The sequence below is a fragment of the Kitasatospora arboriphila genome (assembly GCF_039528095.1).
GTDB lineage: Bacteria > Actinomycetota > Actinomycetes > Streptomycetales > Streptomycetaceae > Kitasatospora > Kitasatospora arboriphila.
Genome location: NZ_BAAALD010000071.1, coordinates 1 through 22,626, shown reverse-complemented (window position 1 = coordinate 22,626; position 22,626 = coordinate 1). Strand labels below are relative to the sequence as shown.

The window sequence follows — 22,626 nt, the reverse complement described above, 5'->3', positions numbered from 1 at the left end:
TCGGCGTGCAGGGCCGGGCCCGTCTTGTTGGTCAGCTTGGCGCCGGCCAGGTCGAGGTCGCCGGCGATGTGCGCGTCCAGCAGGCGCACCACACCGAGTGGGCCGCGGCCAGTGGCCGTGACGCGGGCCAAGTCCAGGGAATGTGTCAGAGATAGATGCTCGGCGGACAGGTAAGGCAGCACAGACCCGAGAAGCGACATGCCCGACAGTTGGGCGCGGTCTAGGACGATTGGTTCGTTGAATCGGCAGTTCTGACATTGGAGCGGGAGGATGCTGCGCACATCAGTCAGATCAAGTTGGCCGGTGATCCGTGCCCCAACCAGGCGGATGCCTCGGGGATCAGGCGTGCCGCCAATGCGCCCGAGCAAGAGATCGCGGATGCGCGTGGCCGGTAATTTCCTGAGGCGTTGGCGCGGTCGTGCAGGCCCCCATGTGCGGGTCAGCTCAAGGACAAGCCCCGCTTCCGTTGCTTCGATCAGTCCGTCGCGCACCTTGCAACCCCTGCCCTCGATCTCCAGAGTGCGCCGCCTCGCAGCCCTCCGCACTTGCGCGCCGGGACCAGCGCCCACGATTCTTCTGCGGGGCGGCGGGCGGCCTTCACAGGGGGCCGATGGTTAGGGCACCCGCCTGAGAAGGGCCGTCAGCTTGCCCGTGCACACCAGGGCGAAGTCCTGCGGTCCCTCCAGCAGGTTGCGGGCGAAGACCTGGATGAGATACCTGCCGGGCGTCGGCGTCGGGAAGCGGACGACCTCCACGTTGTTGACGCAGTCCCAGGCGCGCAGCTGGGCAGGCAGACCGGCGTTGCCGAAGTGCTTGGTGCCGTCGGGGGCCTCCACCATCAAGCTGAGGTCGTTCTGCAGGGCCCGGCCCGGCAAGTCCGTGTACGCGAGGCACAGCCGCAGCGGCATGCCGGCCTCCGCCTCGACGGAGAAGCGGATTGGGGCGCCGGTCTTGTGCAGCTGCTGGGCGGGGGTCTCCCAGTTGTCAACGAAGCTGAGCACGAGGTCCGGGTTGCCAGGGTTGGGCACCGTCGTGGGCATGTGGATGGCGCCGAACCCCTGTTGGTAGTGCGGGTCGTGGGCGGTCGCGTCCTGGCCCGTCAGCGTCTTGGTCCCGTTGATGAGGGTGGCCTTGAGCAGGGCAGCGCTGGGTCTGGCTTGCTGCACCTGCATGTAGTACTCGCGGACCAGGGCGGCGCACCCCGCGACCAGCGGTGTGGCCATGCTGGTGCCGCCCATGAAGGCGTAGCTGGTGTTCGGGTGCAGGCCCCAGTAGTTCTTCGCTGGTGCGGTGGCCGAGCGCGCCGAGAGGATGTCGGTACCGGGGGCGACGACGTCGGGCTTGACCCGCCAGTCGTCGCAGGGGCCGCGGCTGCTGAACGCGGCCAGCCCCTGCGAGTCGCCGGAAACCCTCTCCCTTGCGATCGGCGGATCGGGGAAGGGGACGATCGGCCGATTGAGGGAGGGCCGGCGCTCGCGCCATTCACCCCAGGTGAGGCCTCCAACCTCCGATCCGTTGGTCCGACTGGTGCGGGAGGCGCCGACGGTCAGGGCGTTTTTGCTCGTCCCGGGGGACGCCACGGAGAGCCAGTCGACGAACCCTGGGGCCGAGTGCCGGCGCACCGCTGCCGTGCCCTCGTTTCCTGCCGCGATGATGATCAGCATGTCGCGCCGGCTGCGCATGTACGCGTCGACGTCGTCGGAGTTACCGGTGTACGCCCCTTCGGTCTCCGCCCCCCAGCTGTTGTTGTGGATGCGGGCGCCGGCTTGGAACGCGGGCTCGAAGAGGTCATGCAGGGACTGCGGCAGACGGAGTTCCCCCGTCCAGTCCAGGAGAGACTGGACGTACAGGGTCGCTTCGGGCGCGACGCCCCGTAGGGCGCCCGCGGAGGCGGAGCCGTCGCCGAGGAGGGAGCCGGACACGTGGGTGCCGTGGCCGTGAGGGTCGGACGTGTCGCCGGGCCGGCCCAGTGCCACCGCGTTGACGACGCGGCCGGCGAAGTCCGGGTGGGTGGAGTCCAGTCCGGTGTCGGCCACCGCGACGATCTGGCCCTTCCCGCGGAACGGCAGGTCGGCGATGCCGGGGTTGCCGTTCGCAGTGACGCCCAGCAGGTCGCGGGCGACGTCGTTCAGTAGCTGCGGCGGTACGTACTGGCTCATCTCGGAGACGCCCGGGACCTGTTTGATCTGGTTCTCGAGCGGGGAGCCGGCGGGCAGCCGGATGCGTAGGCGGCGTCTGCTTTCCGCCAGGATCGTTGCGGCGGGGTCGTCCACCCGGGCGGCGATCCAGTCCCGGACGGACGGGCGTACGGCCTCGTCGGTCACCACGAGGTCCCAGGTGCGGGTGGTGGGTTCTGCCTCCGCTGCTTCGGCGGCCTCGGGCCCGCCGCCCGGTTCGGCGGCCGCTAGGCGCACCGGAGCGGCCAGCCGCGGGCCGTAGCGCTCCACCGTTTTGACGAAGGGCAGGTTGATCACGGTCTCCGCCTGCTCGGGGGTCGCCGTGGCCAGGTAGGCACGGGAGGGTAAGGCCTGCTGCAGCACCATGCCGGTGGCGCGGATCTGCTGCCGGTAGGCCTCCAGTAGTGGCTCGCCCAGCCGCAGCACCCACTGGCCAGGCGTTCCCGGGGCGAGCGGGATCGCCTCGGCCTTGGGCGCGGCCTCCGCCGCGGCGCAGGCGGCGGAACCCGACACGGCGAGCGCCGAACGGCCCAGCGCCGACGACTCGACCTGGTCGAGCCGGTCGACCATCAGCCCGGCCTGCTTCAGACGCGGCAGGTCGCTCTCCTGGGCGTCCCCGACGACGAAGCTGCCGGTGGACGTGGCGTTTCCGAGGATGCTCAGTGCGGCGGCTTCTTCGGATTCATGCATGTAGTAGGCGATCACACGCACGCGCATTGGCGGTCGCCTCCTTTCGGAGCGCAGGAGCATGTCGAAGAGTGGCGTGGCTAGTGCGAGGCCGATGGCGGTGGCGGTGGCGGTGGCGGCGGTCCAGCGGGCAGTGGTGTCGTCGGTTAGCCCGGGAAACAGCCACAGGCCGCACACGATGGTGAGCAGGGCGACGGCGAGGATGATGACGACTGCGGTGAGCCAGCGCGCGCCGCGGCCTAACGTGCGGCCGGGGAATGGCGGTTCTGATGTGTCTTTCGGGCTCATGCTTCCAGCCTGCGCCGGACAGGCCGGCCCCTCCATAAGAGCTGTTTTAGACAATCGCCGACCACACCCCCTCCCAGCCGCAGCGTGGCCGGGGTTCGTGGGGACGGTACGGGGAGGGGGCGCGCGCGGGGCTTGCTGTGGGAGGGTGGTGGGGTTGGCGGTTGTCTAAAACAGGGGTCTGATCGGCTGGAGCGCGACCCACCGACGACCGTCCTACGGTCGAAGAGAAGGCCACAGGACCTCCCAACCACAGGGGGACCCAGGAATGCGCACGCGCTTAGGACTGCTGCTCGGCACCACCCTCCTCGCAGCCGCCGCCGTGGCGACCCCACCCACACCAAGCCACGCCGACACCGCGCCCGACCCGGCCACCGTCTGCCAGACCGGCGAGATGCAGATCCAGGCCGGACAGCTCGACGCCGCCGTCGAGACCTACAAATCAGCCAACCCCCAACCCGCCTGCGCCATCCAAGGCCTGCAGTACATCTCGGCCGCAGCGGACGCCGAAGGAAACCAACTGCTCCAACAAGGCAGCCTCGAAGCAGCGAAAACCGAGTTCCAGACGGCCCTGAACGCCAACCCCACCGACCCGAAGGCACTCGCGGGCCTCGCCACCATCGCCGCCCGCCAAAGCCACGAGGACGGCCTCTCATACGCGAGACCACGGTGGGATTCCTTTTACTCCGACTGGTTCCTCCCCCTCATCACGCTCCTGGCCGTCGCCGCAGCCTCCGCACTCATCCTGTTCTCCATCAGCGGATTGGCCACCCGTGTAGTGGTCCACGTCGACTCCGTCACCTGGACCCCCCGGTGGCGCCGGCCTCTGGGATGCATTGGCGTGCTGCTCCTCGTTGGTGCAGCCCTGATGCTCCCGATCTACCCCATGTTCAGACCGTTCCAGGCGAAGACGATCCCCCACTCCGTGGCCCCGATAGTCACCGGCGTCCTCCTGATCGCAGTGACCGCAGCAGCCCTGCGGGCCCAGTTCGTCAACGGCCAGGACATACCACCCAAGGGCTCTACAGATCCCCCCACGACAAGCGACCACGGCGGTCGGTGGCACCAGTACTGCATCAAACACCCCCAAAGCCGATGGTGTTACTGCATCAAACACCCGGGCAGCCGCTGGTGCTACAGCGTCAGACATGCGCTGGGGGACTGGGGATTCCGACTCCTTGCGCCGCTCATCCTCCTCGGCCTGGCAGGAACACTGATCTCCTGCTTCGCCCTTGCAGCGTCGGACGACCGTCTCCTCAGCGGGTACGCGATGCTCACCGCCGTAGGGGTCCTGCTGACCACGGCCGTCCTCGGGCAGACGCGCCGACTGCAGGTCGCGGTGCAGTCGCCGGCCGACTCCACATCCGCCCCGGATCCCGTCGACACCGACTACCTGCTCGCCCGGCTCCAGACCCTCGGCCGGGAGACTCCCAAGGAACTGAGCGCCACCGGATCGAACGGGTCCACCCCCCTCAGCACCGCCCTCAGCACCCAGGACCTCAGCCCCCTGCCGGCCGGCAAGGTCCTGGGCGCTCTCTCCAGCATGCTCTTCAACCTGCGGCCCGACCTGACCTGGCGTGCCCGGGCCTCACTCGTGGACGACAACCGCGTCGCCATCAGCCTCAGCCGGAACAACCGCCAGGCCGCCAGCGTCATCTTCAGCCGACGCGACCTCGGCCTGCCCGCCCTCGAAGACACCACCTCCGCCCGACGCGCCAAAGCCCAACTCCTGACCGGCGCGGCCGTCTTCATCCTGGTCGAGCTCAGCCGCCGTCATCCCGAACTCCGCGACGGCCTCTGCGGCGCACGCGAATGGCGAAGCGTCGCACTGCAGGTCATCGCCACCAGCACCTCACTTCTCGAACCGCCCGAGGACAAGACCCATAAAATCCAGCTCCTCGCCCGCTCGGTCAACGAGGACCCCGACAACGTGCTGGCACGGCTCGAACATATCTGGGCGGTCCAGCAGAGCATCGACCTCGACGACCCGCAGTATCAGCGGTTCACCCAAGACCTGGACCGGGAGCTGTCGAACATGCCCCCGAAGTGGACGCTGCTAAGGCTTCGCGGTCGGCACCACAGTGCCGCCCAGTGGATCAACCTTCACGTGCGTTCGAGACTCGACCCGGAGGCAACACCGCTACAGAGCTGGTATCGCTTGTATCGGGCCAAGGTGTCGGTCAGGTGTTTCCGAGACGAGTTGGAGGAGGCCTGCAGGAAACTCCGTACCCGTGAGGGCACGTCTGAGCTTCGTCTCTTGGTAGCTCAGAGCAAGCCCATCGCCGCATCCTTCGAGGCGTGCCTCAAAGAGCTGTCGGACAGGAGATCCCGGATCGATCGGAGCAAGGAACCGACACCGCTGCTGGCTTATGAATTCGCATGTCTGGACACCATCAAACGACTTGTTACCAAACAACCTCAGTCGGCCAGGTCCAAGGCGTTGCACGACCTCCGGCTGGCGCTGCCCACCGCCGACGACAAGGAAGAAGCTTGGAATGACCCGTGCCTGAGCCCCCTGCGCGAAGTCAGTGCGTTCCAAGAACTTACGGGCCACACTCTCCCGGCGAACATCCTGGACCTTCCCGCGTTCGACTCATGCCGAAACAATCTCAAAGAGGCCGGCCTGGGCAACGCAAGCGAGCTCGTTCGCTTGACCTCCACCCTTCTTCAGCGCTACGAGCTCGCAAGGTACCTGAATGTGCCCCTACTCCAGATCGAGCACTACCGCAACATCGCGCAACTCGCCGAACGACTCTCCAGCCAAAACGGGCAACTCAGGATCCCACCCGTTGTCGGGCTGCTACTCCAGGAAGGCATCGACTCTCCAGCCCGTCTCGCAACGCAAGACGCCGATAAACTCCACGCCCGCCTCCGGGCACAAGCCGCCGACATTGGCGTACAGATCCCGGAAGATTCCGCCTGGCTCAAAAAGGTAATCCAGTCCGCCCCGAACCCGATCAACACCACCCATGCCTGGGTATTCCACGATCTGCGAGGGCTACCGCACAACCTGCACCCGCACTTTCCGTCGATCCTCAGATTCTGGCACCGCCTCCCGGCTCTCGCTAATCAGGCTGCACCTGGGAACAACCAGTCGGCGCATCAAAGCAAGCCGCGGCGTGATGAAAGTTAGCGTGACGGAAGGCGGCAGATCATGACCGAGACATCGCACTGGAAGCAAGAGAAGGTCCACTGGAAGTCTCTCACAAGAGTCGCTGTAGCCGATGTGATGATTGCGTTCACCGCCTTAGGAGGAGGCGACGGACGCCCAGTGCAATCCAACCCACTACTGAGGTTGCCGCCTGCTGCGACAATGTCTTCGGACACGCGCAGCCCCAAGGAGATGGAAGCTGAGCGGCTGGGTGGAGCGAGCCAGGAAGTCTTAACGGAAAAGCTGCCAAGCCCTGGCGATACGGATCGTATCCTTAAAAGTCTTCGCCGCGCGCCGGAGATCATCGCCCATTTGACCGAGAACCTTTCGGACCTCGCCGACAACGATGGCATCTACAAAGTAATCACGGCTGGTAAGCGCGCTCACGAAATCGACGACGACAGAGCCGAGCAGGAGCATTTCGGGTGACCGCCCACTACCCCGCTGCGATGCGCTGCTTCCAGGCGAAGCTGGACCGCGGCACGTCCAGGGCAAGTGTGACGCGCTGCCGCTCGGCGTCTGCTGCGCCGCCGCGTGCGCGCGTTGATCGCCGCGCTCACCGAGACTGCCCGGCGGGGGCCGCCCTTCATGCGTTACGGATCCAGCGGACGGATCTCCCCACTCACTCGCAAGCTGATCGTCCACGCCTTCGAGGGCCTGGACGCCGCCCGCGTCCGCGGTAGGGCTCAGCGGGCAAGCCACTGCCCCCCCCCCCCCCCCCCCCCCGAGATCATCTGGGCCGCCTGCAGCATGCTCTCCCCAGCCCGAGCACTCGATCATTTCGATCGCTGCGTCAGCCCCCCGGCACCCTCTACAACCACATGCCCGACCTGCAGAAACTCCGTGCCGCCAGCCGCATCCCGGAGCAGCTCACCGGCTGACGCTCTTGCTGCTGGCCGTTCCGATCCCGGAAGCCCACATCATGGACGCCTCGGCGCTGGAGGCGTACGGCAAGCAGGAGGACGCACTCTCGGACGGTGCGGAGCGGTGGCGTCATTGAAGACGGAAGTCGACCGTACCTTCGGGAGAGCATGATCCGTCCGGGATGGCAGCTTCAGTCTGGCCGTCAGATGCTCTACACCGCCACGCGGTTGCCATAACGAGACAATCAGCATGAACCGGACAATACTGTGCCGGGTGAGGCCACGTGTAGGTGCTGGTCGTGCTCGGGTCGTAGGGCGACAGCTCCGCAGATGTGGCAGTGGGAGTCGCCGCTTGGGAGATCCCGGTGGCCGGCCCGAGGCCCCTTGGAGGGTGTAGTGCGCTTCGTGACCCGTGCAGAACAGGACGAACTGACGGAGAGACACGGCCACTGGCGAGTCTCGCCACGCCTGACCCTCAACGACAGCTACTTCGATGGTGAGCCGCTTCCCCGCGAGATCCTGCCGCGCCACTGGAAGCCGGAAGGAGACGTCCACGGAGGACGGAGGATCTCACGGTCGACGGACAGCACCCGGTACTTCACCGGGCCGCAGGTGCTCATCCTGCGCGACGACATGCGACGCAGGACATGGGCCGCGAGCGTCGAGCACCACCGGCTGCTTTTGAGCAGCTACTTGCAGCCCGCCGCCTCCGAGGCACAAATCGGGCGCCAAGTCCTCGCCGAGGGCGCGATCTGGCGCTACCACATCGCACTGAACAAGTACACGGGGCAGGTCGACGCCACCTGGATCACCCGTCAGGACGGCAAGGGCGAACTCTGGCACGATGGCGCTCGCGTTCCCTCAGAGGGCAGCAACATCGACTTCCCGTTCTTCGCCTACAGCCAGGTGCCGATCGGACTGGTACAAACCGAGGAACCGCCCTACGGGGTCCTCGGATACAAGTGCCGTGACACCGGGCGCATCTACGTCAGACGCGTCGAAGGCCAGGACATGGCACCGGAGCAGGTCCTTGTGGACGAGGACACAGTCGGTGGGGTCTCCTTCGGGATCTCCGGCCACGACGTCGTCTGCCGCGTTGACCTCCTGCGGGACGGCCAGCTCGTCCCGGCCCTGTGCACCTCCCGCGACGGGGGACGATCCTTTGACCCGCCGCAGCCCATCGACCTCACCCCGGCCACCAAGCAGGGTTTCATCCCTCACCCCGGCTACCAGAAACCGATCGTGGACAAGGGCGGAGCCTTCCACGCCCCCATCGGGATGCAGAGCGACAACGAGGCCCTGGCGTTGAATTACGTCGTCGCCTCAGACCTGCTGGTCGAGGCCATCCGGGTCAAAGGTGAGCTGAACAAGACCGAACTGGAGGTCTTCCCCAGCACCCTGGGCAGCGGCAATACCTTCGGCAACGGTGTCAGCGACGGCCACGGGCTGATCATGGTGGTCAGCACCACCGATGGAAAGCTCTTCTCCAGCAACTCGTCGGCCGGCGGCGGGCACTTTCCGGAGCCACAGCTGCTCAACCACGAAATGCCCCTGGTCTGCAACTTCTCGGCGTCCGAGTGCTACAGCAGCGGCCTGATCCCCAATGTGGTCAGCATGGACTACCTTGTCGTCGAGGCCGACGCGGTCGGGCGACCGCGCTCCGGCGAGGTGTTCATCGAGACCTGGGACATGCCATTGCCGCTTCCGAAGGCAAGTGCGCAGGCGAACGGCAGCCGCGTCGAGGTGAAGATCATCAACGATGCTGACCTCGAACCCGGCAAGGTGACCTTCAGCTTCGACGACCCCACGGTCAACGTCACCGACGTCAAGATCTCGGACCTGCGCCACGCCACCGTGCACACGGACCGCGAGGACCTGCAGGGCAAGACCCTCACCTTCGACGTCCTGACCCTCTTCCACCGCCACTACGGCGAGGCCCTGGTGAAGTGAGGAAGGGCGCCCGAGGCCTCTAGCAGTTCGCCGGCCCCAGTGCTATCCCGTCCCACGGGGCGGCGGCTGGGGCCGGCGAACTGCTACAGGCCAGCCGCTCAGTCGTCCGTGGCCACGCTCGGCAGACCGCCGGTGCTGCGTCATTGGTTGTGGACGGCCTGCGGCAGCACCCTTGATGCCCGCTCTTTGCCACCGGCGCAATGCTATTGCTGTGACAGCCCATGTTGGATCTGCAGGGTCCGGGCCATACGACCGGCCATCACACCGTCCCCGCGCAGCAGCCCTCCTCACGGGGCCAACCACGACATCCCCAGCGACAACCTCGAACTCATCCTCGTCGGACAGGCCCCATTTGCCCTGAACCCGCGCACCGCGAATGGCACGACCGTCGCTCGGTGACCCGCCAGGGCAGAGAAGTGGGAGGATCGGTGTGGCTCCCGGGCCACCCATTGCCTGCCCGGGAGCCACTCGCGACCGCCACGGCGGCGGGCCGGCTGCGCGTGCGGCGACGGCCTCCCGGGCGTCCGAGACATTCAGCGTGACCAGAGGTGCCGCAGAAGTTCCTCGCGGAGCCGCTTGATGAGCTGGTCAGGGTCGGCGAGGTCTTCGACGGGCAGGCGCACGACCGGTACGCCGCAGCGCTGCCACTGCAGGTCGCGGTTGCGGTCGTCGGCGTAGCGGCGGGACTGGCGGTGGTGCGGGCCGTCGACCTCGAAGATGACGGCGCGGCCGTTGCCGAGGACGGCGATGTCGGGGGTCCAGGTGTGGCCGGCCCGAAGCCGCACACCGGGGAGGGGTGCGATGGCGATCGTCTTGTCTTCCTGGGCCTCGCCCTGTAGGTGCTTCAGGGCGAGGTAGACGGTGTGCTCCTCCTTGCTGGCAAAGGCCAGCCCATCCTCGGTGAGGACGGTCGGTGCGGTGCGCTCCCGGCGTGCCTGGTTCGTCGGGCGGTCGGCTGCCCGGCTCGCATACTGTGCGCGCCAGTCCGGCCCGATCTCGGGAAGGACCTCCCTGATCTCCAGACGGTTGGCGTGCTGGAAGCCCCGCCGGCGGGCGACTTCCAGGAGCACGTCGCTGATCAGTCCGTACATCGCGTCGGTGAACGCGGACATCAGGTGGCTCTCCATCAGGAGGACCACTCTCAGAGACGGAGCTTCGTTCCAACCCCAAGGAGCCCGTTCGATGTCGATCGCTGTGGCGTCCATGAGTAGTTGGTACGCCTCGTGCTCGCCGCGCCGGTCGAGCAGTGCCACCGTCTGGCCGAGAACCATGTCCAGTTCCCAGGCCTCCTCTTCCTCTATCCCCATTCGATCAGGATGGCAGCGCTGCCCGACACCAGGGGAGCGATCTGCTAAGCACCGGCCGTTGATCCCGGCGTTCGTCGGTGCCCTGGTCGGCTACCTGGTGACCGACCAGGTCCAGACGCACCAGGCCGAGCCGATGGAGGAGGTCCTGCGCCGGCTGCGCGAGCTGTCCCAGCCCCCGGCACCGCCGCCGGGGGGCGCGTGAGCTTGGTCCGCAGGAGCCCCGGCCGGCGCATCCCCGCCGCACGCGGCAATTGGTTTGCGGCCGACAGGCCGCGGTCGGCAACCTGCCGCAGTGAACCCCTCCGCAGCGAAAGGCACCCGCGTGACCCCTGCCAGCCCCACCACCGTAGACCCCGACCAGATCACGACCGCCCTGATCGGCTTCCACCGCGCCGTCCTCCGCCTCCAGGCCGACGCCGCCGCATCCCCCCAGGACGACGACGGCCTCACCGTCCTCGCCTCCGCGACCGAGTGCCTGTTCTGGGCCTGCGCGATCGAAGAGGCCGCACGAGACGACCAGACCTACGCCACCGGCGCCGACTCCTACGGCCGCTCGCTCCTCACCGGAGCCCGATGGGCCCGCAACCAGGCCACCCATCGACTCGCGTTCGTCGTCACCAAGCCCGACGACGACAGCCAGCCCGAGGCCGTTTGGCGGCCGGCCACCGAGCTGCCCACCCCCGACTGGGAATCGCCGAAGCAGCGCGCGGCCTACGACACCCACCTCGCCGGTCAGCCCGTGCTCCGCACCTTCCAGCACATCGCGTCGTTCTTCGCCCACGAGCAGAACCGGCACGGCTCCTTCCTCAACACGGCCGCGAAGGGCCTGGCCGACCTCCGCAACCTCGACAAGTAACAGCCCGCCCAGTCAGAAGCCGGCGGCCGGCCAAAGCCAGCGCCCAGGGCGCTCTCCCCCCGCCTCGCGGAGCCTGCAGGGTGAGCCACAGGGGAGTCACGAAAGGTCGCGCGGTGTACCTTTAGGGACCGTGCACCGAGGTCCGACCGGCTCCGCCGCACGACCACACGAGCACAGAAGAGGGGCCGCCCTCGTGGTTTCCTAGGCCACATCGAGGACGACCCCGTTCACCGCAGGATCGCGGCCCGGTTCCAGCCGGGCCGTTCTGCTGTCCGCGACCTCAGATCACGCCGAATGCGTGCAACAGGTCCGCCAACAGAACCGCTGTCTTGACCACCAGCTCCGCGGTCTTGATCAGCCTCTCCTTGCGGCGCTCCGCCTCCCCCCTCGCCGGCTCGCTGGACCCTTCCTGCGGATCCTGCTCGCTCTGCTCGGTACTTGGCATCGCGCCCCTCCTCAACCTCGGCGATGACCGCCGGACCGGCGGCCCAATGGGTTGCCCGGGTGAGGTGGTGGTGCTGAGGAGAACCGTACGCGCTCCCACCCCCCGTTACTCAAACGTCACCAACCGAACAGCACGTCAGAACTGCACGCTGCATGTCGAGTCCGGAGAACGCGCAGGTCAGAGCGAGTGAAAGATTTCACCCGGCCAAACTCAGCGAGACCGCGAAACCGCGAGACGGCAGAGACGTCGGTGAATTCGACCACCGAGTGCACGACCGCGCTGCGCGGCGGCAGCGCGCAGCTGCATGATCCGCTCACTCGCTCAATGTCGAGCGTCGGGAAGCTCGCCGCGGGGGCTGCCCTAGCTGTTCGGTTGCCCCGGCAGACCGTGCGCATGGAGACGGCCCCTGCAATGTCGACCGGCTGCACGTCTACGACCCCGCTGGCAGTCAGTCCCGCGCGTGCTCCTTCTCCTTGAACTCCCGGCCGAGGGTGTCCTGCAGGGCCACGTACAGGTGCTGGGGGTGCGGGGTCGCGCTCGACACCTCAAGGTCTCGCCACTCCCGGACGATGCCGTCCTCGCCGACGGCGTCCGCCCGCATCAGCGACCACGCGCTGTCGGACCGGTAGAGGGTCCATTCCACGCCCTGGTAGGTGAGGGTGATTTCGCAGCCGCAGCCGAAGCCCTCCTCGTACTTCTCGGCAAGGGTGGCCGCCGCCGGATGCTGACGCTCGACCAGCCTTCCCACGGGCTCGGTGATGAGCTGGGCGAGGCGCACGAGCGTGTCGTGCGGGTCCGTCGGAAGTTCGAGCGTCGGCGGTGCCGCGTCGGTCAGGGCGACAAGCTGCGTGGCGTGTTGGGCGAGGGCCAGGTCGACGAGGTCCGCGGCCGCGTGGGCGTGGTCCGGTGCTGCGGCCAGGTTCTCGCCGGTGTGGGGTCGCCGTAGTAATGGCCGCAAAAACCTACCTGGCCGTCCGGGGCGTCCTTCAGCATCCTGCTGCTGGCAGAACGAAGCCGGACTTGCAGCCCGGATCCCGCGGTTCCGGTCCGCCGCCATCGGTGCGACAGCTACGGTGAGGGCCGTGCCCGAGCCTGACACGACATCAGCTCCGCCCCCGCCGGCTCCCGCGCCGCCCCCGGCGGTGCCGCCACCCCCGACCTGGGAGCAGCGGATCAGGAGCCGGTGGGCCGAGCGTCACGCGTTGGGCAGGCTCCCGTACTGGCTGCTGACACGCGCGAGCTGGGTCCTGGGCCTGTGCGCCGCGTTGTTTGTCCTGAACGCCGTGCTGCTGAACAGCGCGGCGAAGGCCTACGACGTAATGATCGGCATCACCTCGCCCGCCGACCCCAGCGTCGATCCGCACTGGTCTGCCTGGTTGCTGTCCGTGGCTGGTTGGGGAGCGATCCCGGCGTTCGTCGGTGCCATGGTCGGCTACCTGGTGACCGATCAGGTCCAGACGCACCAGGCCGAGCCGCTGGAGGAGGTCTTGCGTCGGCTGCGCGAGCTGTCTCAGCCCCCGACACCGCCGCCGGGGGGAGGCGCGTGATCACGCTGCACGACCTGCACAAAAAGGGTGGCCAGGTCGAGGATGCGGTCATGGCCTTCGGCTGCCTGCACTCGCTCACCCCCGCCGGCTCGGAGCCGGACTGGGAGCGCGCCGAACAGCACTGGAGAGAGCTGGTGACCTTCGTACTCAAGCGCGCCGCCCCAACATCGAAGAGCACTCGCGCGGCGGCGCTGCGCTGGGCAGAGAACGCCACGGCCGACCTGCTGTTGACGTTCCACGCCGTGCCCGGCTCGCGGTGTCCCATCTGCACCGGGCTCACCGGAGCCTGAGGTCCTACTGTGGAGAGCGACATGGCGGAGAACGTGGAGGAAAACGAGCTCCGGCGCGCGGCCGAGGTCCTGCGTGGCGTGCTGTATCTCGCCTGCCCCGGCGCCCCAGCCCAAGCCCTCACCGACACCGCCCGGGCCATCGCCCGGCGGTCAGAGAGCAACGAGCTCCCTGACCAGGCCCCTAGCCGGGCCAGCGATATCACGCGCCCCAGGAAAGCGGCACTTCACAGTCTTTCCCTGAGCGGCGCCATCCTCACAGGCGCCGATCTGACCGGCGCCGACCTGGCACTCGGCGATCTGGCCGGCGCCGACCTGACCGGCACCCTCTTGGCTCGCGCCAACCTGGCCGGCGCCGGCCTGACCCGCGCCGACCTGACCGGCGCTAACCTGACCCGCGCCGACCTGGCACTCGCCGACCTAACCGACGCCCGTCTGCTCGGCGCTGGCCTGTTCGGCACCGAATTGATCAACGCCAACCTGACTCGCGCGAACCTGACCGGCGCCCACCTGATCGTCGCCATCCTCACCAACGCTGACCTGACCAACGCTGATCTGACCGGCGCCGACCTGTCCGGCGCCATCCTGACCGACGCCGTCCTGACCGGTGCGACCTGGAACAGGGAGACACTCTGGCCCGGCGGCATAAGGCAGCGGCTACTGGCGGTCTCGGAGGAGGTGCACCCTGGCGTGTACCAGATCCGCGGCAGCTCTGCCTCCGATCGCAGCGACACCCTGGTCTGACCTACCCAGCAGACTGGTCCTGGGATTGGTGCAGGACCTGCCTGTCGACCCAGCGACCGTATCCTGATCGCGCCGCAGGACACGGAGGGGGAGGTGCACGGTGGCGACACCCGCGCGGAGACACCGCTGGCTCGCGGAGCACGCCGACCGGCCGCTGGAGTCGGAGGTGCGGCTGTGGACGCTGGAGATCGAGGAGGAGGTCCAGCGGTTCCTGGAGAACCTCTCCGACGACGAGTACGGCACGGTCAGCTTCCACGCCGAGCGCCTCGCCGAGGCCGGCCGCGGCCTGACCGAGCCCTACGTGAAGCGGCTGGAGCACCAGGTGTTCGAGCTGCGGCCGAAGGCCTTCCGCATCACCTTCCTGGTGGACGACGCGCGGCACACCGTCGTGATGCTCACCGCGTTCCGCAAGACCAGGGACAACGACGTGCGGCAGAAGGAGCGCGCCTACCGGGCGGCGGAGCAGTGCCTCTCCCACCACAGCGGTGCGAGGGAGCATGATGTGTGGAGCAGGACGACGAAGGGCGGCCGGTGATGGCACGGCGCGGTGACACCCACACCCGGTGGGAGATCGGCGAGGACTGGCACGAGCACCCCTCGTACATCGAGGCGGCGTGGTGCGCGGCGCTGGCTGGCGCGGTCTACCAGGAGCGCGTGAAGCGCGGGTGGCGGCAAGAGCAGCTTGCCGAGGCGGTCGGGATCACCGAGGACCAGGTCGAGGAGATCGAGGAGTCCGCCGTCTATCCGACGCCCGACATCCTGCAGCGCCTTGGCCACGCCTTCGACGTGAACGTCCTGGTCGTCACGGACGAGCCGCTGCCGCGGCTGGAGTTCGTCGGCCGCGGCACCGACCACCGGGCCGCCTGATCTTCTGAGCCGGAACGGCCCGCCCGCGAGTAGCGCGGGTGGGCCTTCTGTCTGGCGGCCCGGCGGGGTCACCGGGTGTGCCGGTGACCCCCTACCAACTGAATTCAGTGGCCGTGGCGCCAGGGCCTGTACCAGGCATAGACCGCGAGCACGGGCACGGTGAGCTGGCCCGTGCCGATGAGGCCCGCGATCACGGGGTCGACGCCCCGCCAGATGAGACCGGCGACGAACAGGCTGTCGGTGCCCAGGGCGACCGCGGCCCAGGGGATGATGGGGCCCCTGAGCGGCGGCGCCGGCGTGTTCGGCCGGATCGGGCTCGCGGCGGGCGGCTGGTTGTATGGCACGATGTATCTGTCCCTTCGTAGATGAGCCGTGGAGCGTCTCGCCGCGCAAGGGCAGCTTGAAGAAGGGCCGTCTGGCAGGACGGCCCTTTTGCGTGCCCGAGCGGGGCGATCTGGGACCAGCTTAGAGCACTCCAAGAGGCCCGCTTAACCGCCCGTATGCGACCCATTACAGGCGCTACAAGGATTCTTGGAGCGCGACTCGTCGACTTAAGTCATCGGGAAAGTGCCAGGTCAAAACGGATCTTAGGCCCGACCTGCGGAAATGCGCAGCCGCGCTCACAAGGAACTGACACAAGTGCATTTGGCCAAATCCCTTGGGGTTCTTGCCGGTCACGGAAAGTTCCAAAAGAGATCATTGCGGCCTCGCTTGCGGGCGCCCCGCCACCCTCGACTCGAACATGAGCGCTATGCGGCGTGCCGGCGATGGTCCGGGTCCGGTACGCCGGGCTCGCTCCGGACGGACCTGGCCGGTGGGCGGCCGCCTCCGGACGGGGGTGGTGCGGGCGGGTGGCCGGGCGCGGCCGGGCGGGTGACTTCTTCGGGATGTCGGCCGGGTGCGGGCGGCGGGGTGTGCCAACGGTGGAAGCGCGGTGCCCCGGGGCGCCGGCCGCCCCATCGCCGATCTCTCGGGGAGTGTTCCGCCGTGCCTGTCGTGTCCGTCGCCCACCGGATCCTGCAGTTACTCCTCGCCCTCGCCTGCGCCGCGGGCCTGTGGACGGCCTTCGCCGGCTCCGCGCAGGCAGCCCCTGCGGGTGCCGCGTCCGTCGCCGTGGGCGCCGCCGCCGCGGCGAACGGCGGGCAGGGCGCCGACTGGGACAAGGTCGCGGCGTGCGAGAGCGGCGGCCGCTGGCACGCCGACACCGGCAACGGCTACTTCGGCGGCCTCCAGTTCGACCGGGCCACCTGGCGCGCCAACGGCGGCACCGCCTACGCGGCCCGGCCCGACCTCGCCAGCCGCGAGCAGCAGATCGCCGTCGCCGACCACCTCGCCGCGCGCCGCGGCCTCGCACCGTGGCCCGTCTGCGGGGTCCGCGCCGGACGCACCGGCCCCCACCACCACACGGTGCCCTCGCCGCGACAGGAGCAGCAGCAGCCCGCCGCCCGGCAGTCGGTCGCCGGCCAGAGCACGGCCACCGAGACGCCTCCCGCGGTCGACGGCACCATCGTGGTCCAGGACGGCGACACACTCGACGGCATCGCCCAGGCCCTGCAGGTGCCCGGCGGCTGGCCCGCCCTCTACGCCGCCAACCAGGACACCATCGGCGACAACCCCGACCTCATCCTCGCCGGACAGCCCCTCCGCCTGCCCTGACTGCCTGCTGCCCTTACGGCCCTCCCTTTGCGGCTGGTGACAGAGTTCTTACCGGCACCCCTCGTTGGTCATTAGGCACCCACTGACCAGGGGGTGATGCGCCAGGACGGGCACTGTGCCGTTCCACCAGGCGTGCCGCTCCCGCGCGCGCAGGAAGCGCTGGGACCGGTCCTGATCAGGGAGAGCAGGGCCGAGGCGTTCTGGCAGCGCACGCGGGTTTAAGGACGTCCCGCCCGGGAGTGATGTCGGCCGGGCGGGACGTGTGGGCGTCAGGGGTTGGAGCGCCGACGGGTCGGGGGGCGCCGGGCGGGCACTGCGGGGTGGGCGTTCCGGGGCTGGCGGGAAGCAGAGGCCTCTCCCTGGCTGTACTGCAGAAGGGTCTTGGCGTAGCCGGTGTGGGCGCCGAGGATCCGCAGGGCGCGGTCGGTGCCACAGGCGAAGAACGGGAGGACGGTAAGGGCAGGCACCGCGGACAGGGTCAGCAGCACGAGGGCCGGGGTGAACAGGGTCAGAAGCAGGGTGCGCTGCAGGACGCTGAGCATCGAGGCTGTCAGCGGGATGGGCATCTGGGTCTCCATAACGACGTGAATCGGTGGAGGCCCAGCTTTCGAGGTGGTCTGATTGTCCATCAACGTGGCTGGGGTGTTTCCGCTGGTGGCGCACTGGACAACCAGGGGGCCGGGGCGGACAACCCTCTGGGGAAAGGCCGGGAGATGGGGCGATCGCAGGGTGGGTTCAAAGGGAGGACCCCGGAGGCAGATCGCCTAGCGGCCTGGTTGAGGCAGCGTGCCGATGGCCGGACGGTGCGTGGACTCCGGGACGAGGTGGGTGGGTCTGCTTCAGCGTGGAGCACCTATCTGTCCGGGGAAACCCTCGTTCCGGCGGATCTGCTGAAGAAGATGATCTGGGTCGTCGAGCGGCCGGAGCTGCGAGAGCGGCGTCTGGCGGAGGGCAGCAGGCTACTGCGGGAGGCCAGGGAGTCCCTGACCCGCTCCAAAGGGAACCCACCTGGTGTGCCGGCGCCCCGGACCGAGTCCGAGCTGATCCAGTTGCAGAAGGAGCACATCGAAGCGCTGAAAGGCGTCAACCAGGCGCGGCAGGCTCTCGGGGTGTCCCAGCAGGTGATTCAGCTGCTCCTGGGCTATATCGCGTCCTTGCAGGCCCGGGCCGAGTTCCTGGAGGCGGCGCTCGGCAGGGCGGGCGGGCAGGCAGGCGGCCGGGAGCCGCAGGAGCTGCTCGACCGGTTGGCGAAAACGGAGGCCCAGCTCGTCACCACGCAGCTCAAGCTGGAGCGGGCGCAGTCGGCGCGCTCTGTCGCGGAGGACATCACCGCCACGGCACTGGCTAGGGCCGAGACCCTCGAACGCGAGCTTCAGGCCCGCCGGCAATCCGAGAGCGACAACGGCGAGGTGGACGGGGAAGGCCCGTTCGGGTCTCTGCCCGGAGAGAAAGGCCCGTCCGAGGTCGAGATCGACGCCGTGCTGGAGCGGGTGAACGACTACCAGGACGGTCTGGACGAGTCTCTGGCAGAGCTGAACAGGATCTTCGGCCCCGTTCGTACGCCATCACAGGGAGAAGGCAAAGGCACAGGTCCCCGCGTTGTCCAGGGGCAGGTGCTGGACAACACGAACACTCCGGACAACGGTGCCCCTGAGGTGGACAACACGGTGTCGGCCGATGTGGCCTTGGTGCCCACCGTCGCTGCGACACGACCCGTGCTGGCTGCGGGCCAGCCCCCGGCGACCCGCACCACCACGCAAGGCTCTCCAACACACCCCCGTCAGTCGCCCCCGCACCGGAGCGGATGGAAGGGCCTGCTGAAGGGACTTCGAAAGCTCATCGACGGGGTCGTGGCGGTAGGCATGTGGGCTCTGCCCGTGGCCCTCGTGATCGGCGGGATCATGTGGATCCTGATCCTGAACCAGAACGACACCGGCTACCGTTCGGCCCCTCACTGCGAGGCCGTGGCCACACAGCAAGGCACCGACTGCCTGGCCACGGAGACCGGCCGGGTGATCAAGAAGATCGAGCACGGGGACGAACCGACGGAGCTCAAGATCGAACGAGCCTCTGGACGGCAGGAAACCGTCGACGCCGGCCCACTGGCCGAGATAGTCCAGGCCGACGCCAACATCACCTTGTCGGTGTGGAAGGGCAAGGTCGTTCAGATCAGTGCGGCAGGCAGGACGAACAGGATCCCGCACATCTCCACGTTGCTCGCGCTGGCTCCCGCGTTCCTCATCGGGGGCGGGACATGGTGGATCCTGACGCTGTTCAGCGAGCTTCTGGGAAGGAGTACCGGCGCTGGCATCTCCTACATGATCGGCGTAATCGTTTGGTCGGACACCATTGAGGGCGGGCTCAAGGACATGTCCCTGACGTGGGGCGATGGCGCAGGCTGCTTTGTACTCTGGGCAATGGTTATCGGGGCTTGCGCTGGCTTCATGTTGATCTTCGATGTCTGGCGGAAGCGCGGACGCAAACGCCGTTGACCCCGGAGGACGCTCTGTAGCACCCGATATTCCGGTGGTCGGCCGGCCGGTGCAGGTCGGTGTCCAAGGGCGCTCACCGATCCCGCTACTCGTCGTTCCAATCCTCTACCGACCCCAATTGCATCGGATGCGAATAGGCGACGGCGGTCCTGGAACTCGTTGAGCGCCGACTGCTGCCGGCCTGCCAGGGACGTTGCACCTGGCTGCGCGTGGGATCACGGTAGCGACTGCGGCGGCCTATCTCGGACTCCTTCACTCCATCGAGCGATTGAGCTGGGGAAACGCCGCCGGCTCGCATCAGATGCGAAAAACTCGCGTCCAATGCGATCGACGGAGAGTGATGGCGGATGGGTCAGGACGGCCTCGCACCGGGGTCTGCTCGTTTCCACCTGGTCGACGGTCTGCCGATGCTGCGGCCGGACGAGCAGGTCTTCGAGGCGATGCTCCAGGGCTGGCGCAACCAGCAGCTCGCACGGAACCTGTCGCCCGGGTACGTCTGCGACCAGGAGCGGACGGTGCGGGCCTTCACCCGGCACGCCGATGTCCTGCCGTGGCAGTGGACGCCGCAGCATGTCGACGAGTGGTCGGCGGATCTGCGCTCGGTCCACGGCTGCGTCCGCTCCACGTTGCGCAACTACCAGGGCGCCGTAAGGCAGTTCTGCGACTTCCTGACCAACCCGGCCTACGGGTGGGCGGAGGAGTGCCTGCGCCTGTTCGGCACGCACCCGGTCCAGGTGGTCCACGAGTGGAACGCGGCGGTGCATGCGGACGAGGCCGAGGGCGAGCCGGAACGCCGGGCGTTCACCAAGTCCGAGCTGGAGGCGTTCTTCGACTACGCCGACGATCAGGTCCTGCGGGTCAGCGGCAAGGGCCGCAAGGGCTGGCTGCCGGCCTTCCGCGACGCCGCCCTGTTCAAGACCGCCTACGGCTACGGGCTGCGGCGCAACGAGACCCGCATGCTCGACCTCACCGACTTCGGCCGCAACCCCGAAGGGCGCGAGTTCGGCGAGTACGGCACCCTCCAGGTCCGCTACGGCAAGGCGAAGAAGGGCTCGCCGCCCAAGCGCCGCAGCGTGCTGACCGTCTGGCGGTGGACCCCCGACACCGTCGACGAGTGGATCAGCGAGGTCCGGCCCGGCATGCGGCACGCCACTGGCCCAGCCCTCTGGCCCTCCGAACGGGGCCTACGGGTCGGGCTCCAGCGCCTGGATTCCCGCTTCGCCGCCTACCGCGATGCCCTCGGCCTCGACCCGGCCCTGGAGTTCCACTCCCCGCGCAGGTCCTACATCACCCACCTGATCGAGGCCGGCTTCGACCCGCTGTTCGTGCAACACCAGGTCGGCCATGATCACGCGTCCACCACCGCGATCTACACCTGCGTGTCCTCCGACTTCCGCACCCGCACCCTGCGTCGCGTCCTGGACGCCACCGTCGAGGCCGCGCTGCGGCCGGGGAGGATCTCCTGATGCCACGCCAGATCGGCTACCGGTGGCGCCTGCGCGAGCTGATGGCCTCCCGCGGCATGTTCACCGTCACCGAGCTGATGCCCCACCTGTCCGAGCGTGGCATCACGCTCTCCGCGTCCCAGGTCCACCGCCTGGTCTCCGGCACCCCAGAACGGCTGTCGCTGCCGGTGCTGGCCGCGCTCTGCAACATCCTCGGCTGCACGCCCACCGACCTGATCGCCACCTCGGCCGAGAACCTGACCGCCCGGCGGGCGGTCGGCCAAGACGCGCCGATCAACCTGGCCGCCCGCCGCCCCAAGCGGGTCAGGCTGACGGAGGACTGAGCGGTGACGCCGGAGGAATACGAACGCTGGCACCTCCGCACGTGCGCACGGTGCGGCCGGCGGGCGGCGAAGTCGGCCGAGTGGTCCGACGGGCCGATCTGCCGCACCTGCTACGAGCGCGCCATGCGAGTCCGGGGCTACTGTCCGGGCTGCGGCACCGACCGGCTGCTGCCCGGCCGCGATCCGGACGGTGTCCCGGTCTGCCGGGACTGCGCGGGGATCACTCGTGACTTCTTCTGCGACCGCTGCGGCTTCGAGGGGATGCTGCTCGGCCGCCGGCTCTGCGAACGCTGCACCCTGTCCGACCTGCTCGCCGACCTCCTCGACGACGGCAGCGGCCAGGTCCACCCTCAGCTGGCACCCCTCATGGACCTCCTCCTGGATCTCGACCGTCCGAAGAGCAGGCTGATCTGGCTCCGCCGCCCCAACGTCATCCATCTTCTGCAGGGACTGGCGAGCGGTCGCGTCCCGATCAGCCACGAGGGCCTGCAGCAGCAGGAACACTGGCGCACGGCCGCCCACCTGCGCGACCTGCTCATGGAGAGCAACGTCCTGCCACCAGCCGACCGGCGGCTCCTGCTCTACGAACGCTGGCTCGCCGAGCGCCTCGCAGCCGTCGAGGACCCCGCACGACACCAACTCCTGCACCGATTCGCCACCTGGCACCAACTACGGCGTCTGCGATCGAAGGCCAACGCCGGACCGCTCGGACGATCCCCCACCTCCGAGGCTCGGCAGCAGATCACCCAGGCCGACGCCTTCCTCGCCTGGCTCGCCGCCCGCAACCGGACCCTCGAGCAGTGTCGGCAGGCCGACCTCGACGCCTGGCACGCGGACAACTACGCCACTCGCCGACCCGCCCAGCCCTTCCTGCGCTGGTGCATGGACAACGGCACCCTGCCCCGACTCGTCCTGCCACCTCATGTGATCAAGCAGGACCAGGTCCCGATGCACCAGCACCGCCGCCTCGACGTCCTCCGCCGCGCCCTGCACGACGAGGGCCTCTCGCTGCGAACCCGACCCGCGGCCGCACTCGTCCTGCTCTACGCCCAACCCGTCAGCCGCATCGTCCGGTTGACCACCGAGGACATGATCGATGACGGTGACGCCCTCACAGTCCGGCTCGGAGACCCTCCATCGCCGCTGCCCGCACCCGTCGCCGATCTCGTGCGGGCATACCTGGCAGAACAGCCCCGCCTCGCCCGCGCCAGCAGCCGCAGCACAACCTGGCTGTTCCCCGGCCGCCAGCCCGGGCAGCCGATGGACCCGACCAGCCTGCTCGACCGACTTCGAGCCGTCGGGATTCCCGCCCAGCGCGGCCGGGCCTCAGCGATCCGCCACCTGGCCCTTCAAACCCCCGCACCCGTCGTCGCCCGGGCCCTCGGCTACCACGACAAGACCACCACTCATCTGGTCACCGAGGCCGGCGGAACCTGGAGCCGATACGCTCCCGGCGACCACACACGGTTGAGCTTGCTCCGCTTTGACGGACACCCTCGTTGTAGTGGTCAGGCCGCGAGGAC

At 68.5% G+C, this 22,626-nt stretch carries 21 protein-coding genes and 1 pseudogene; 15 read left to right on the top strand and 7 right to left on the bottom strand.

Annotated elements, in window-relative coordinates:
- Together ABD353_RS28625 and ABD353_RS28620 are read right to left on the bottom strand one after the other, a co-directional pair.
- Positions 1 to 491, bottom strand: a pseudogene (locus tag ABD353_RS28625) (hypothetical protein); the annotation flags it as partial.
- Positions 492 to 614: 123 nt separating this feature from the next.
- On the bottom strand, positions 615 to 3,152 hold the full coding sequence (locus tag ABD353_RS28620) for a S8 family serine peptidase (protein ID WP_344626581.1): 2,538 nt from the start codon (positions 3,150 to 3,152) through the stop codon (positions 615 to 617).
- Between the two features lie 265 nt (positions 3,153 to 3,417).
- Here ABD353_RS28620 and ABD353_RS28615 point away from each other — a divergent pair, with 265 nt between their 5' ends.
- The 3 genes from ABD353_RS28615 to ABD353_RS28605 all read left to right on the top strand — a co-directional run bounded on the left by ABD353_RS28615 (position 3,418) and on the right by ABD353_RS28605 (position 9,113).
- Positions 3,418 to 6,282: a DUF4332 domain-containing protein gene (locus ABD353_RS28615; protein WP_344626580.1), complete on the top strand. Its 2,865-nt coding sequence runs from the start codon at positions 3,418 to 3,420 to the stop codon at positions 6,280 to 6,282.
- A 21-nt stretch (positions 6,283 to 6,303) separates the two neighbouring features.
- Positions 6,304 to 6,729: a hypothetical protein gene (locus ABD353_RS28610; RefSeq protein ID WP_344626579.1), complete on the top strand. Its 426-nt coding sequence runs from the start codon at positions 6,304 to 6,306 to the stop codon at positions 6,727 to 6,729.
- A gap of 830 nt (positions 6,730 to 7,559) precedes the next feature.
- On the top strand, positions 7,560 to 9,113 hold the full coding sequence (locus ABD353_RS28605) for a hypothetical protein (protein ID WP_344626578.1): 1,554 nt from the start codon (positions 7,560 to 7,562) through the stop codon (positions 9,111 to 9,113).
- A gap of 533 nt (positions 9,114 to 9,646) precedes the next feature.
- Here the strand turns inward: ABD353_RS28605 and ABD353_RS28600 are convergent.
- Positions 9,647 to 10,420 carry a hypothetical protein gene (locus tag ABD353_RS28600; RefSeq protein ID WP_344626577.1) on the bottom strand — a complete coding sequence of 258 codons (774 nt, stop codon included), beginning with the start codon at positions 10,418 to 10,420 and terminating at the stop codon, positions 9,647 to 9,649.
- Between the two features lie 58 nt (positions 10,421 to 10,478).
- On the opposite strand from ABD353_RS28600, the gene ABD353_RS28595 reads away from it, so the two are divergent.
- Both ABD353_RS28595 and ABD353_RS28590 read left to right on the top strand, forming a co-directional pair.
- The gene (locus ABD353_RS28595) at positions 10,479 to 10,622 is read left to right on the top strand and encodes a hypothetical protein (protein ID WP_344626576.1); all 144 of its coding nucleotides are present in this window, start codon (positions 10,479 to 10,481) and stop codon (positions 10,620 to 10,622) included.
- A 120-nt stretch (positions 10,623 to 10,742) separates the two neighbouring features.
- A complete protein-coding gene (locus tag ABD353_RS28590) occupies positions 10,743 to 11,276 on the top strand; it encodes a hypothetical protein (protein WP_344626575.1) in 534 nt (177 codons plus the stop codon).
- A 280-nt stretch (positions 11,277 to 11,556) separates the two neighbouring features.
- On the opposite strand, the gene ABD353_RS28585 is transcribed toward ABD353_RS28590, so the two are convergent.
- On the bottom strand, positions 11,557 to 11,721 hold the full coding sequence (locus ABD353_RS28585; protein ID WP_344626574.1) for a hypothetical protein: 165 nt from the start codon (positions 11,719 to 11,721) through the stop codon (positions 11,557 to 11,559).
- Positions 11,722 to 12,169: 448 nt separating this feature from the next.
- Positions 12,170 to 12,679 (bottom strand): hypothetical protein, encoded by a 510-nt coding sequence (locus tag ABD353_RS28580; protein WP_344626573.1) that lies wholly within the window; start codon positions 12,677 to 12,679, stop codon positions 12,170 to 12,172.
- A gap of 244 nt (positions 12,680 to 12,923) precedes the next feature.
- Between ABD353_RS28580 and ABD353_RS28575 the strand changes: the two genes are divergently transcribed.
- The 5 genes from ABD353_RS28575 to ABD353_RS28555 all read left to right on the top strand — a co-directional run bounded on the left by ABD353_RS28575 (position 12,924) and on the right by ABD353_RS28555 (position 15,166).
- Positions 12,924 to 13,268, top strand: coding sequence for a DUF6313 family protein (locus ABD353_RS28575; RefSeq protein ID WP_344626572.1), 345 nt, complete (start codon positions 12,924 to 12,926; stop codon positions 13,266 to 13,268).
- Positions 13,265 to 13,558: a hypothetical protein gene (locus ABD353_RS28570; protein WP_344626571.1), complete on the top strand. Its 294-nt coding sequence runs from the start codon at positions 13,265 to 13,267 to the stop codon at positions 13,556 to 13,558. The genes ABD353_RS28575 and ABD353_RS28570 overlap by 4 nt, the downstream gene beginning before the upstream one ends.
- 21 nt (positions 13,559 to 13,579) lie before the next feature.
- Complete coding sequence (locus tag ABD353_RS28565; protein ID WP_344626570.1) at positions 13,580 to 14,299, top strand: pentapeptide repeat-containing protein; 720 nt, start codon at positions 13,580 to 13,582, stop codon at positions 14,297 to 14,299.
- 100 nt (positions 14,300 to 14,399) lie between these two features.
- Entirely contained in the window at positions 14,400 to 14,834 is a 435-nt protein-coding gene (locus tag ABD353_RS28560; protein WP_344626569.1) for a type II toxin-antitoxin system RelE/ParE family toxin, read from the top strand.
- On the top strand, positions 14,804 to 15,166 hold the full coding sequence (locus ABD353_RS28555) for a helix-turn-helix domain-containing protein (RefSeq protein ID WP_344626568.1): 363 nt from the start codon (positions 14,804 to 14,806) through the stop codon (positions 15,164 to 15,166). The genes ABD353_RS28560 and ABD353_RS28555 overlap by 31 nt, the downstream gene beginning before the upstream one ends.
- Positions 15,167 to 15,270: 104 nt before the next feature.
- Here ABD353_RS28555 and ABD353_RS28550 read toward each other — a convergent pair whose 3' ends face one another.
- Complete coding sequence (locus ABD353_RS28550) at positions 15,271 to 15,510, bottom strand: hypothetical protein (protein WP_344626567.1); 240 nt, start codon at positions 15,508 to 15,510, stop codon at positions 15,271 to 15,273.
- Between the two features lie 643 nt (positions 15,511 to 16,153).
- On the opposite strand from ABD353_RS28550, the gene ABD353_RS28545 reads away from it, so the two are divergent.
- Positions 16,154 to 16,822: a transglycosylase family protein gene (locus ABD353_RS28545; RefSeq protein ID WP_344626566.1), complete on the top strand. Its 669-nt coding sequence runs from the start codon at positions 16,154 to 16,156 to the stop codon at positions 16,820 to 16,822.
- Between the two features lie 269 nt (positions 16,823 to 17,091).
- Here ABD353_RS28545 and ABD353_RS28540 read toward each other — a convergent pair whose 3' ends face one another.
- Positions 17,092 to 17,388: a dTMP kinase gene (locus tag ABD353_RS28540; protein ID WP_344626565.1), complete on the bottom strand. Its 297-nt coding sequence runs from the start codon at positions 17,386 to 17,388 to the stop codon at positions 17,092 to 17,094.
- Between the two features lie 333 nt (positions 17,389 to 17,721).
- Between ABD353_RS28540 and ABD353_RS28535 the strand changes: the two genes are divergently transcribed.
- The 4 genes from ABD353_RS28535 to ABD353_RS28520 form a co-directional block, all read left to right on the top strand.
- Positions 17,722 to 19,314, top strand: coding sequence for a hypothetical protein (locus ABD353_RS28535; RefSeq protein ID WP_344626564.1), 1,593 nt, complete (start codon positions 17,722 to 17,724; stop codon positions 19,312 to 19,314).
- A 347-nt stretch (positions 19,315 to 19,661) separates the two neighbouring features.
- Entirely contained in the window at positions 19,662 to 20,780 is a 1,119-nt protein-coding gene (locus tag ABD353_RS28530; RefSeq protein ID WP_344626563.1) for a tyrosine-type recombinase/integrase, read from the top strand.
- Positions 20,780 to 21,103, top strand: a complete 324-nt coding sequence (locus ABD353_RS28525) for a helix-turn-helix domain-containing protein (RefSeq protein ID WP_344626562.1) — start codon at positions 20,780 to 20,782, stop codon at positions 21,101 to 21,103. The genes ABD353_RS28530 and ABD353_RS28525 overlap by 1 nt, the downstream gene beginning before the upstream one ends.
- A gap of 3 nt (positions 21,104 to 21,106) precedes the next feature.
- Positions 21,107 to 22,626: hypothetical protein (locus ABD353_RS28520; RefSeq protein WP_344626561.1), on the top strand; the 1,520-nt coding region annotated here is incomplete at its 3' end.